The sequence below is a fragment of the Herbaspirillum sp. Her4 genome, assembly GCF_057961335.1.
The window spans coordinates 2492591-2504523 of the sequence record NZ_CM176330.1; the positions used below are offsets into that span (position 1 = coordinate 2492591).

Annotated in this window: 8 protein-coding genes and 2 pseudogenes; 5 read left to right on the forward strand and 5 right to left on the reverse strand. The window is 63.1% G+C overall.

All coding sequences use genetic code 11. The features are described 5' to 3' along the window. Positions 1-22: 22 nt before the first annotated feature. From ACWFUC_RS11340 to ACWFUC_RS11350, 3 genes are all read right to left on the reverse strand, one after another. Positions 23-868, reverse strand: coding sequence for an ureidoglycolate lyase (locus ACWFUC_RS11340; RefSeq protein ID WP_039788920.1), 846 nt, complete (start codon positions 866-868; stop codon positions 23-25). A 627-nt stretch (positions 869-1495) separates the two neighbouring features. Next, entirely contained in the window at positions 1496-1951 is a 456-nt protein-coding gene (locus ACWFUC_RS11345; RefSeq protein ID WP_034332680.1) for a hypothetical protein, read from the reverse strand. A 217-nt stretch (positions 1952-2168) separates the two neighbouring features. Further along, on the reverse strand, positions 2169-2618 hold the full coding sequence (locus ACWFUC_RS11350; RefSeq protein WP_259434396.1) for an acyl-CoA thioesterase: 450 nt from the start codon (positions 2616-2618) through the stop codon (positions 2169-2171). 179 nt (positions 2619-2797) lie between these two features. Here ACWFUC_RS11350 and ACWFUC_RS11355 point away from each other — a divergent pair. Both ACWFUC_RS11355 and ACWFUC_RS11360 read left to right on the forward strand, forming a co-directional pair. After that, positions 2798-3874, forward strand: a pseudogene (locus tag ACWFUC_RS11355) (alpha/beta fold hydrolase); the annotation flags it as partial. Positions 3875-3970: 96 nt separating this feature from the next. Further along, positions 3971-4597, forward strand: a pseudogene (locus ACWFUC_RS11360) (transporter substrate-binding domain-containing protein); the annotation flags it as partial. Between the two features lie 249 nt (positions 4598-4846). On the opposite strand, the gene ACWFUC_RS11365 reads toward ACWFUC_RS11360, so the two are convergent. After that, entirely contained in the window at positions 4847-5371 is a 525-nt protein-coding gene (locus ACWFUC_RS11365; protein WP_489624913.1) for a TIGR00645 family protein, read from the reverse strand. A gap of 257 nt (positions 5372-5628) precedes the next feature. Between ACWFUC_RS11365 and ACWFUC_RS11370 the strand changes: the two genes are divergently transcribed. Then, positions 5629-6051, forward strand: coding sequence for an EamA family transporter (locus tag ACWFUC_RS11370; protein ID WP_489624914.1), 423 nt, complete (start codon positions 5629-5631; stop codon positions 6049-6051). 29 nt (positions 6052-6080) lie between these two features. On the opposite strand, the gene ACWFUC_RS11375 is transcribed toward ACWFUC_RS11370, so the two are convergent. Next, entirely contained in the window at positions 6081-7598 is a 1518-nt protein-coding gene (locus ACWFUC_RS11375; protein ID WP_489637601.1) for a lyase family protein, read from the reverse strand. A gap of 184 nt (positions 7599-7782) precedes the next feature. Here ACWFUC_RS11375 and ACWFUC_RS11380 point away from each other — a divergent pair, with 184 nt between their 5' ends. Together ACWFUC_RS11380 and ACWFUC_RS11385 are read left to right on the forward strand one after the other, a co-directional pair. Continuing rightward, positions 7783-9435, forward strand: a complete 1653-nt coding sequence (locus ACWFUC_RS11380) for a VRR-NUC domain-containing protein (RefSeq protein ID WP_489624916.1) — start codon at positions 7783-7785, stop codon at positions 9433-9435. Continuing rightward, a complete protein-coding gene (locus ACWFUC_RS11385) occupies positions 9432-11738 on the forward strand; it encodes an ATP-dependent DNA helicase (RefSeq protein ID WP_489624917.1) in 2307 nt (768 codons plus the stop codon). The genes ACWFUC_RS11380 and ACWFUC_RS11385 overlap by 4 nt, the downstream gene beginning before the upstream one ends. The last annotated feature ends 195 nt before the right edge of the window (positions 11739-11933 follow it).

Sequence of the window (11933 nt, forward strand, 5' to 3'; positions counted from 1 at the left end):
GTAACGCGGTGATCCGGATGGATCAGGCGTCGATGGTCTTCTGCTGCTGTTCGCCCAGGCCGTCGATGCCCAGGCGCATGGTCTGGCCGGCGCGCAGGTAGACGGCTTCCGGCTTGACGCCCATGCCCACGCCCGGCGGCGTGCCGGTGGAGATGACGTCGCCCGGCTGCAGGCTCATGAAGCGCGACAGGTAGGAGACGATGTGCGCCACGCCGAAGATCATGGTGCTGGTATTGCCGTTCTGGTAGCGCTTGCCATCCACTTCCAGCCACATGCCCAGCTTTTGCGGATCGGCGACTTCATCGCGGGTGACCAGCCAGGGGCCGATGGGGCCGAAGGTATCGCAGCCCTTGCCCTTGTCCCAGGTGCCGCCGCGTTCGATCTGGTATTCGCGCTCGGAGACGTCGTTGACCACGCAATAGCCGGCCACGTGGGACATCGCGTCCTTCTCGTCGATGTAGCTGCCGCCCTTGCCGATGACCACGCCCAGTTCGACTTCCCAGTCGGTCTTCTTGGAGCCGCGGGGGATCTTGACGTCGTCATTGGGTCCGACCACGGCGGAGGTCCACTTGTTGAACACGACGGGTTCGGCCGGGATGGGCAGGTTGGATTCGGCGGCGTGATCGGCGTAGTTCAGGCCGATGCAGATGAATTTGCCGATATTGCCGACGCAGGCGCCGATGCGCGGCGAGCCTTCCACGGCGGGCAGGCTTTCCAGGTCCAGCTTGCGGATCTTGTCCAGGGAAGCGTCATCCAGTACGGCACCGTTGACGTCCTTGATGTAGGCGGACAGATCGCGGATCTTGCCGGATTGGTCGAGGACGCCGGGCTTTTCCTGCCCCACCGGGCCGTAACGCAGTAATTTCATCGTGTTTCCTTTGAGAAATGATTGTCTCTGAATGACGCCTTTTTGCCGTGGCTCGGCCTCAGCGTGTCGAGGACCGGCGACAGGCGATGGGCTGTCGATTTGGGAAACTGGATATTACCAGTTTATTGGTAAGACCAATAGCGCGCGGCGCTTTTCCAATGTGGGAAATCCCATGGCGTGTCAGGCGAGGAGGAAAGAAATCACCTGCGCGATGGGCGAACTTTGCGAAAGGGAATGCAGGTTGCGCTATCCATGACGCTCACATTCTTGTTGGCGGCTGGTCCGCGACTTCACCGACGTCAGGAAGAAGTCAGACGGGCCAGCAACAAGGCTTTGGCGATAGCGATACAACGAAAGGCTAGGGCCTGTTCACATTTGATCTGCGAGATGCGTTGCCCCCAGAAGGCGCGCTGGCCGCGTTGCACGTCAGGGCTGGTGGTGGTGCCACCAGCCCTGACGTGCAACGCGGCCAGCGCGCCTTCTGGGGGCAACCCTCCGGGAGAGGCCGCCAAGCGTCGCCTGCCGTTGTTGCAGCTCCTTGCCGTGGCACCACCACGGCGCGTCGCCGCGCCTAGGCAGTCAACGCTTGGCGACCTCTCGCACTCGCAGATTAAATGTGAACAGGCCCTAGCGTACCTTGTACAGCACAGCAGCCCCAGGCTTCGGTTCGAAAGCAGGCACGGTGCGCTGCGCAAGTTGCTTGCCGTTGGCATCCCATACCAGGGTGTCTGCGGGGTATTCATCCTTGCGGGTCATGGTGTCGATCTGCTTGACGATCACCTGCGCGCCTGCAGGCAGCTCCGGGTTCCATGCGAATACCCCAACTCTGCCGAAGAAGACCGCCGGTGCGTCGGCGTCGAGGCGGCGGTCAGGGCACATGACCAGACCACGTTCCAGCATGACCCGCAGTGCGCCGACAGGCAGCATCTTTACCGTCGGCGTGGTGCGCGCCGCGCTATGGCCCGGGCAGACATTGGCCGAGCGAGTCACCATGTCTTGCACCACCTGACTGTCGGATTGGGCGTGTGCCGAAAAAGCAGCGGCAGAAAGGGCCGCCATGACGAGAGTTGATTTCAGAGGCATGAGAGAAGTCCTGAGAGAAAAGGTTTCCACATGGCGGCTTGCTCCGGCTTGGCATGCGGCCACGTGCACGCTGAATGCGTTCAGACTATCCCGGCCTTGATCTGTTCCCTCTCCGCATCAATGCGCGCGCCAACAAAATGGCTGAATGAAGATCAGCGGCGAATGGAAAATCGGCGGACATCGATGTGAAGGCCACCGGGTAAATCCGTCATGGTGGCTATGGCGCAGGTTGCTCCCGATCGGCGGCAGGAGCCGCCGCCAGCGCCGCCGCAATCGCCTCCGGCACGAACGGCCGGTTATTCATGAAGCAAGCCCCGACAAAGACCGCCTCGGCATACACCACGTCCCCCACCTTGATCTGCTGCACGAAATTCACCCGGCTGCGCTTTTCGTGTTTCTGCACTTCGCAGGTGACCTCCATCGTGTCGCCCTTTTGCAGGCTCTTGCGAAAGCGCAGCGAGTATTCCAGCACCATGAACACCTGCCCTTGCCGGAAGGCCTCTTCGATATCGATTCCCAGCGCTTCCTTCAAAAAGGCATGCCGCGTCCATTCCATATAAAACGGGTAATACAGCCCATCGACCACGCCCTGGAAATCGATGTGCTTGGGATCCACTTCAAACTGTTTTGAAAACATGCTGTCGTTCCTTCCGTTCAGATTGGTCAAACCGGTGACACGATAATCGCAGGGCAGGGCAGCCGTCTACCCTCCACGCGCGAAGCCATCGCAAAAGGTCGGGCCGGTAAAACGAGGTCAAGCCCGACCTTGTTGTGCGAATCCGGCTACCATCGGCGATATCGATTGTGCGCGCCATCCCGATCTCACCTACCTGCCCGATTCCTCCCATGCATTCACAACCCTTCCTGTTCCGTGCGAAAACTGTGCTGGCTGCCAGCCTGTTCAGCGTGTTGGCCTCCCTGCACACGCTGGTACCTGCTGCCAATCCGGCATCTGCGGCATCTGTCACCGACATGGAAAACGCGCCGGTCTACGGCCCCCAGCTGGAGGGCTTCGACTACCGCTGGCCGGTCTCGCGTTATCGTTTCCACTCCCAGCGCCAGGACATCGAGATGGCCTATCTTGACGTGGCACCTGCCGCCGGCAGTGTGCCGCACGGCACCGTCGTCCTGCTGCACGGAAAGAATTTCTGCGCCGGCACCTGGGAGCAGACCATCGATGTCCTGCGCCGCGCCGGCTACCGTGTGATTGCACCGGATCAGATCGGCTTCTGCAAATCCAGCAAGCCCGAGCAATACCAGTTCAGCTTCCAGCAACTGGCCGCGAATACGCACGCCTTGCTGGCCTCGCTCGGCATCGATCAGGCCATCCTGGTAGGCCACTCCACTGGTGGCATGCTGGCCATCCGCTATGCGTTGTCCTATCCACAGCAGACCCGCCAGCTGGTGCTGGTCGACCCCATCGGCCTGGAAGACTGGCGCGCCAAGGGCGTGCCGCCGGTGTCGGTGGACCAGTGGTATGCGCGCGAACTCGGTACCACGGCCGAGCGCATCCGCAACTACGAGCGCGCCACGTATTTCTCCGGGCAGTGGAGTGCGGAGTATGAACCTTGGGTGCAGATGCTGGCCGGCATGTACCGCGGGCCGGGCAAGGAGCGGGTGGCGTGGAATTCGGCACTGCTGTACGACATGATCCTTACGCAACCGGTGTTCTACGAACTGAAGAACCTGAAGACGCCCACGGTCCTCATGATCGGCGACCAGGACAGCACCGCCATCGGCAAGGAATTCGCACCGCCGGCATTGCGCGCCGGGCTGGGCAACTATGCGGTGCTCGGGCGCGAGGCGGCTGCCGTCATTCCGCACGCGACATTGGTGGTGTTCCCCGGCGCTGGTCATGCACCGCAGATGCAGATGCCGGAGTTGTTTCATGCGCAGTTGCTCAAGCGGCTTGCGCCGGATCCGGACCTGGTGCAGCAGCTGGCACCGACCGGCGTGCTGCGCGCCTCCATCAATCTGGGCAACCCGGTACTGGCGAGCCTGGATCCGCAGAGTGGGCAAGCCCAAGGCGTCTCCGTTGAGCTCGCCCGCGAACTGGGGCAGCGCCTCGGGGTTCCCGTTGAGCTGGTGGTTGGCAAGACTGCTGCGGGTTCCGTCGCCAATCTGGAGGAGGGGCGTGCCGACATCGGCTTCTTCGCCATTGATCCGAGGCGCGCCCGCGAGATTGCGTTCACCCGGCCCTACGTCCTGATCGAGGGCTATTACGCGGTGCGGGCGGATTCTCCCATCCATGACAATGCCCAGGTGGATCGCCCGGGCCTGACAGTGGCCGTCGGTAGTGGAAGCGCCTATGACCTCTTCCTGAGCCGTGAACTGAAACAGGCGACCATCGTGCGCACGCCGACCTCGAATGCGGTAGTGCCGACGTTTGTCGAGCGCAGGCTGGACGTGGCCGCCGGCGTGAAACAGCAGTTGCAGGCCGATGCTGCCAAGGTTGGCGGATTGCGCATCCTCGACCAGCGCTTCATGGTCATCCGCCAGGCCATGGGGACACCGGCAGCACGCGGCGAGAAGGCACGTGCGTATCTGGCGGCCTTCGTCGAGGAGATGAAGACCGCCGGTGTCGTGACTGCAGCGCTGGCCCGCCATGGAATAGAGGGAGCGATCGTCGCCGGAACAGATGATTGAAGTTGCTCAGGGATGTCGGATACTCACCCCTTCTGTACGGACCACTTTCAAGGAAAAAGAAAATGGAACGCAGGTTGATGAATTTGTTGTCTTCGGCTATCGGTCCAGGAAGATTGGGCGCTGATGGCACAAGCGCGTTCTGTCGCTTCCAAAGCGTTTCCGGAGAGTCGTCCGGCGGGCAAGGAAAATTCCAATTGGCCCGTTGAGATTCTCGAAGACAACAACGACAGGCGATGCTGGACGCGCGCCCTACTTGTGTATTGCTTTCGATGAAAGCAGGTCCGTACCAGCGAGCAGCAGAGCCGATAGAACGAAGGTGAAGTGAATGCCGATTTCCCACCACAGCACTCTGTCGCTGACCAAGTCAAGAAACATGAAACTCCGCAACAACTCAATCGCGGAAATGGCCACAATCGAACTCATCAGCTTCAACTTCAGGTTTCCGAAACCGACATGGCTGATCCATTCCGGCGTATCCTCGTGACCCCGGAAATCCAGTCGGGAGACGAAGTTACGATAACCACCAAGCATGATCATCAGCAGCAGGTTACCCATCAAGGTCAGATCCACCAGAGAGAGAATGCCCACGATGGTATCGTTGGCACCGATGTTGATGAAGTCTGACAGCATGCCCCAACTTTTCTGGGCAAACTTGAACGCCAGAAGGATCAGGCTCATGCACAATCCAAGATACATGGGGGCAAGAATCCATCTGCTGGTGAAAAGGGATCTTTCTATGAGCGACTCCAAAACCTTCGTCTCAGTCTTTTGCATTTCCGTGGATTCTCTTGTAAGTGTCGGTTGGCGCGGAACTCGTCCATCCCGTCGGCGGGGACGAGCCTCATTGCGGATCAGGATGATTTCTGATCGGTCGGAGCCGAATGATTTTCGGTAGTGCTGAGTCTATCACTCCGCTTCGCCGTTCAGTGCGTCTTGCAGATGCCGGGGCTGTTTCGTGCGCCTGATCGGTTTGGCTGAACGCCAGACGGTGGCCTGTGTGGCTCACACGATTTTCATTCAAGGAGAAGAGGATGGAACGCTGGATCGCCTACGCATTCATTTCCATGGTCTTTGCAGGCTTCACCTCGGTCATCGCCAAACTCGGCTTGACCGGCATCTCCAGCGATCTGGGCTTGGCCATCCGGACCTGCTTCGTGTTCGTCTTCGTCCTCATGTTCGCCGCCGCTGTCGTGCCGGCCGCGCAGTTGAGCGCGGTCACCTGGCAGAACGTCCTCTGGCTCGGCCTCTCGGGTGTGACCACCGCCGTCTCCTGGGTGTTCTACTACAAGGCCATCAAGGCGGGGGACGTGTCCACCGTGGCGCTGATCGACAAGGGCAGTGTCATCGTGGCCTTGCTGATGGCGGTCTGGATTCTCAATGAAGTCATCACGCCCGCCAAGCTGATCGGGGCCGCGCTCATTGCTGCGGGATTGCTGGTGATTTCCCGCGGCTAGGCCAAGCTGCACGGCCCGCCCGGCACGACTTACTTCACCCCCGCCGAGACGGCCATCCGGTCAAAATCCGCATCCAGCTTCTGCAGCGATCCTGCAATGCGCTGCTGCCGGGCCTTGATCCACGCATCCTGCTGCGCCACGCGCGCAGTGGCCTCGCGCAGCATGCGGTCCATCTCGGCGGGTTGCGGACCGCCCACGGTGGCCCGATTGCGCACGATCGCCACCGGATCGAGGGTGCTGCGGAACTCCTGTTCCGACATCGGCAGGGCCTGCGGGAATTCCGAATTCAGCACCGCTTCGTGATAGATGCGCTGCGCCTGGTCATAAGGAAACTCCAGCGGCCGGATGTTGTTGGCCTTGGCATACTCCACCACTTCCGAAGCGAAGTGATGACCCACGCGGAAGGGCAGCTTGTACTTGCGCATGAGCACGTCGGCCAGTTCCTGGGACGCGGTCCAGTCGCTGTTGAGTTCTTCCAGCGCGCGTTTCGGATCGATCACCAGCGCGCCCAGGATGCTTTCCCAGTTCTTCAGGACCTTGACCGTATTGAGCACCATCTCCTTGTTGGGCTTCACCTCCTTGGCATCGCTCATGCCGGGCGGGATGTTGTGCGCCACGATGGCCACGCCCATGCCCTCGGCAATCACCATCGAGGCATCGCGCCGGGTGCTGTTGAGCAGGCCCGGATTGCGCTTCTGCGGCATGGCCGACGACACGTAAGTATTGGCCCCTCCCTCCTGCAACAGGATCCACGGACGCGGCTGCGCATATTGCGTCATCACGTCCTGGATGAAGGCGCCGGCATGCAGGGCAATGGAAGAGACCACCGCGCCCGCTTCCACCGGACCATCCACCGCCGACAGCTGCGCAGCGTCATAGGCGTTGTCGACGATGGCGCCAAAGCCCAGGTAGTCGGCCATGCGCTGGCGGTTCAGTGGCCAGCTGGTGCCGTTGAGGACAGTGGTGCCCATGGCCGAGCGGTCCAGCCGCCCATAGGCTTCGCGCAGGCGCTGGGCATCGCGGTCCAGTGCGGCGGCAAAGCCCAGCAGGTAGTGGCCGTAGCTGTTGGGCTGCGCCGCCACTCCGTTGGTGTAGTTGGGCACGATGGTGTCGCGCTGGCTGGCGGCCAGTCTGACCAGCGCCGCCGTGGTGGCGTTGAGCTGGTTGGCCAGCGTCAGCAGGTCTTCGCGCAGGATGGCCGCACGCAGCGTGGCCAGCATGTCCTGGCTGGAACGGCCGGCGTGCAGCAGCGTGATCTGCGGACCGGCCGCCTGGATCAGCAGCGGCTCGAAGGTGATCACCAGCTTCGGACGCTTGGCACCCGGCAGCTCGCCATCGGCCAGCACCTTGCGGATGCCCTTGACGACCAGCGGGGTCATCGACTTGTCCAGCAAGCCTTCGTCGGTGTTGATCACGGCCGTGGCCTTGTTGATTTCGCCGAGCCAGAAGAATTCATCATGGCGCGGCGTCTGCTGCGCGTGCAAGGGCGCGGCGCAAGCCAGCAGGGCAGCGGACAGCGCGAAGGCGAGGGTGGAAAGCTTGGGCAAGGCGGTCTCCTGGAAGTGTTGATTGGTCTGTGCAGGGCGACTATCTTAGCGGGCAGTCGCGATTCAGGTTGAAGGTGAACAGAGCCTGATATTTCAGGTATCTCGTCTCCAAAGTGTAGTTATTGGCATCTACGCGATATACTGTGCATCCATACAGTTCCTTTCTTGCCTGCTTTTCGCCGCAATGTCCGCCGTCCCCGATCACCGTTTTTACTACCTGAGCAATTTCCAGCAGGCGCTGGATTGGCTGGGGCAGCGCTATGCCGACCTGCTGCAGGACGAGGAGCGCGCTTTCCTGCTGCGTTTCCCGGCCTTGCCGCTGGCTGCGCGGGCGCTGTTCGTGCGCATGATGATGCGCAAGGGCGAGCACTTCCGCGCCAGTCGTCTGGCTTATCCGGAGATCGGCTGCCCGCTGCAGGCGTCCCGCGATCTGCCGCCGGAGTGGGTGGAGCAGGATGCGCCGCTGTCGCTGGCCCAGGTCTTCGCGCTGGCGACCAAGCCGGAGCTGCTGCGCTGGTTCAGCGTGCGCGGTGCGCTCAAGACGGCGCGCAAGGACAGCTTGCTGGCGGCACTGGAAAGCGATCCCCTTCATGCCGCGCCGCGCTGCCTGTCGCAATGGACTGCGCCGGGGCAGGGCGGGGAAGCGGTCCTGCGCATGCGGGTTGGCGGCCTGTGTGAACGTTTGCGTTTGATGTTCTTCGGCAACCTGCGCCAGGACTGGAGCGAATTCGTGCTGGCCGATCTGGGTACGCTGCGCTATGAACAGATCGCCCTTTCTGCCGAGGCGCGCGGTTTTCGCAGCCGCACCGACATTGATCTTTACCTGCAACTCCAGGCCTGCAAGCAGCGCTTCGAGGCCGGTGACAAGGTCGCTGCCGTGCTCGACGCGCTACCCGCGGAGCGCTTCGACAATCCCTGGCTGGAGAGCCGCCGTGAACGCCTGCTGTTCCAGCTCGGCCAGCATTGCGAGAAGGCCGGCGACTGGCCACAGGCACAGCAGATCTACGCTGCCTGCCGTTATCCCGGTGCACGGGCACGCGCCATCCGCGTGCTGGAAAAACTGGGCCGCTTCGGTCCCGCACAAGCCCTGCTGACGATCGCCCGGCAATCGCCCGAGAGCGAGGCGGAACGCCAGCAACTGCTGCGCATCGCGCCGCGCCTGGCGCGCCAGCTGGGTTTGCCGCCGGCGCTGCGGCCGCGCCCCGCCGTGGTCGATCAGATCGAGCTCGTGTTGCCGGCCGAGGGCGGCCGCGTCGAGCGGTCGGTGCAGTTGCATTTGCAGCGGGCTGATGCGCCGGTGTTCTATGTCGAAAACGCGCTGGCCAATGCCCTGTTCGGCTTGCTGTGCTGGGAAGCGCTGTTCGCGCCCATTCCCGGCGCCTTCTTCCATCCCTTCCAGCGCGAGCCGGCCGATCTCTTGAGCGCCGATTTCGCGGCGCGTCGGCGCGATGTGCTGGCGCGCTGCCTGCGCCGTTTCGATGACGGCAGCTACCGTGCGCATCTCCTTGCCACCCATGAGAGCAAGCACGGCCTGCAATCGCCCTTCGTCGCCTGGGGCTGGGTCACGCGCGAGCTGCTGCTGATGGCGCTGGACTGTATCCCCGCTGCACATCTGAAGCTGTGGTGCCTGCGCATCCTTGACGACATTCGAGAGAACCGCAACGGCTTCCCCGACCTGATCCAGTTCTGGCCGCAGCAAGGGCGCTATCGCATGGTCGAAGTCAAAGGCCCGGGCGACCGCCTGCAGGACAACCAGCGCCGCTGGCTGGACTACTGTGCGCAACACGCCATGCCGGTGGCGGTGTGCTACCTGCAATGGGAACAGGCGGCAGCATGAACGAGGCGCTCTCGGCCGGCGCTGCGCAAGAGCAGTCCGCACCGCGCTACACCGTCTCGGTTCGTGCACTGTGCGAATTCACCGCCAAGCAGGGCGATCTCGATCTGCGCTTCACGCCCACACCCACCGCCCAGGAAGGCATCGCCGGTCACGCCATCGTGACGCAGCGGCGCGGGGAGGGCTACCTGAGCGAAGTGACGCTCTCGGCCGATCATGGCGCGCTGCATGTGCGCGGACGCGCCGATGGGTATGACCCCGCGCGCCAGCTGCTGGAAGAAGTGAAGACTTATCGCGGCCAGCTCTCCAGCCTGCCCGACAATCATCGCCACCTGCACTGGGCGCAACTGCGGGTCTATGGCCACCTGATGTGCGAGCGGGAAGGGCTGGCGCGCATCCATCTGGCGCTGGTGTATTTCGACATCGGCAGCCAGCAGGAAACGGTACTGGAAGAAACCCGCAGCCGCGAGGAACTGGCCACGCTCTTTGCGGCGCAATGCGAGCGTTTCATGTGCTGGGCCGAACAGGAGCTGGCGCACCGCGCGGCGCGTGATACTGCCTTGCAGACGCTGCGCTTTCCGCATGGCGATTTCCGTCCCGGTCAGCGGCAACTGGCGGAGGCGGTATTTCGCGCGCAGACGGGCCGGCGTAGCCTGCTGGCGCAGGCACCGACCGGCATCGGCAAGACGCTGGGCACCTTGTTCCCGGCGCTCAAGGCAGCCCCGGCGCAGCGGCTGGACAAGATCCTCTTCCTCGCGGCCAAGACCCCCGGCCGGCAACTGGCGCTGGATGCCGCCGCCACCTTGAAGGATCACGGCGAACTGCCGCTGCGCGTGCTGGAACTGTGCGCACGCGACAAGGCTTGCGAATATCCGGACCGGCTGTGCCGGGGCGATTCCTGTCCGCTGGCGCAGGGCTTCTACGACCGCCTGCCTGCCGCCCGGGCGGCCTGCCTCTCGCAGCCGCTGCTGGATCGTGAGCATCTGCGCAGCGTGGCCCTGCAGCATCAGGTCTGTCCCTACTACCTGGGCAGCGAGATGACGCGCTGGAGCGATGTCATCGTCGGCGATTACAACTACTGGTTCGATGGCGGTGCCATGCTCTACGGCATGGCGCAGGCGCATGACTGGCGCGTGAGCGTGCTGGCCGACGAGGCCCACAACCTGGTCTCGCGGGCGCGCAGCATGTACAGCGCGCAACTGAGCCGGGCAGCGCTGCGGGCCGCGCGCGCCGTGGCCCCGCCGGCCGTGGCCAAGCCGCTGGAACGGCTGGGCCGCGCCTGGACCGCCGCCGGCAAGAAGGCCGACTTGCCCTATCAGGTGCTGGAAGCGCCGCCGGCCAAGTTCGTCGAGGCACTCAGCAGCAGCGTGGGCGCCATCAGCGATTTCCTGGCGCAGGTGGCGGTGCCGCTGGATCCGCCGCTGCGCGATTTCTACTTCGATGCCATGGCCTTCGTGCGGCTGGCCGAGTCCTTTGGCCCGCACTCGCTGTTTGATCTCACCCGGGAAGATGAACGCAATACCGTGCTGTGCATCCGCAACGTGGTGCCTGCGCCTTTCCTGGGGCCGCGCTTCGCCTTTGCGCATGCGACCACGCTGTTCTCGGCCACGCTGGCCCCGTGGAATTATTTTGCCGATCTGCTGGGCATGCCGGCCAATACCGCCTGGATCGATGTCGAGTCTCCCTTCCAGGCCAGCCAGTTGCAGGTGAAGGTGGCGCATCAGATCTCCACCACCTGGCAGCGCCGCGCAGCCTCCATCGCACCGATCTGCGCACTGATGGCGCGCCAGTATGAAGAGCGGCCGGGCAACTACCTGGCGTTCTTCTCCAGCTTCGACTACCTGCAGCAGGCGCGCGATGCCTTCGCACGGGCGCATCCGCATATTGCCACCTGGCAGCAGTCGCGCCGCATGTCCGAGACCGACCGCGATGCCTTCCTCGCACGTTTCGAAAGCGCCGGACAGGGCATCGGCTTTGCCGTATTGGGCGGCTCCTTCGGGGAAGGCGTGGATCTGCCCGGCGATCGACTCATCGGCGCTTTCGTCGCCACGCTGGGGTTGCCGCAATTCAACCCGGTCAACGAGCAGTTGCGTGAACGCATGGAGCAACTGTTCGGTTGCGGTTACGACTACACCTACCTCTATCCCGGCATGCAGAAAGTGGTGCAGGCGGCCGGCCGCGTCATCCGCACCGAAACCGACCAGGGCACGGTCTGGCTGATCGACCAGCGCTTCGGCCGGCCCGAGGTGCAGGCGCTGCTGCCGGCCTGGTGGCAGATCGCCGATTCCCGTGCGCTGCCAGCGTGAACGCCGTGGCTTCTCAGGTTTTTCCCGAGTGACATCTTTTTACGAACCCCTAGCATAGGCGGGTACGTGGACATGCCGGATCCGGGCTTGCCCGATCTCCTGCAGGATGAGAGTCGAAAAGCCGCGCCAGCCGTGGCTCGCGAGTGTCCTTGCGGGATCTTTCGGGAACTGTGTCAATTCCGCGTCGAAGGAGGA

Bases quoted from the DNA above. Each gene is read 5' to 3' on its own strand.
- ACWFUC_RS11340 (WP_039788920.1), bottom strand. From the start codon at position 868: ATGAAATTACTGCGTTACGGCCCGGTGGGGCAGGAAAAGCCCGGCGTC.
- ACWFUC_RS11345 (WP_034332680.1), bottom strand. From the start codon at position 1,951: ATGCCTCTGAAATCAACTCTCGTCATGGCGGCCCTTTCTGCCGCTGCT.
- ACWFUC_RS11365 (WP_489624913.1), bottom strand. From the start codon at position 5,371: ATGCAAAAGACTGAGACGAAGGTTTTGGAGTCGCTCATAGAAAGATCC.
- ACWFUC_RS11370 (WP_489624914.1), top strand. From the start codon at position 5,629: ATGGAACGCTGGATCGCCTACGCATTCATTTCCATGGTCTTTGCAGGC.
- ACWFUC_RS11380 (WP_489624916.1), top strand. From the start codon at position 7,783: ATGTCCGCCGTCCCCGATCACCGTTTTTACTACCTGAGCAATTTCCAG.
- ACWFUC_RS11385 (WP_489624917.1), top strand. From the start codon at position 9,432: ATGAACGAGGCGCTCTCGGCCGGCGCTGCGCAAGAGCAGTCCGCACCG.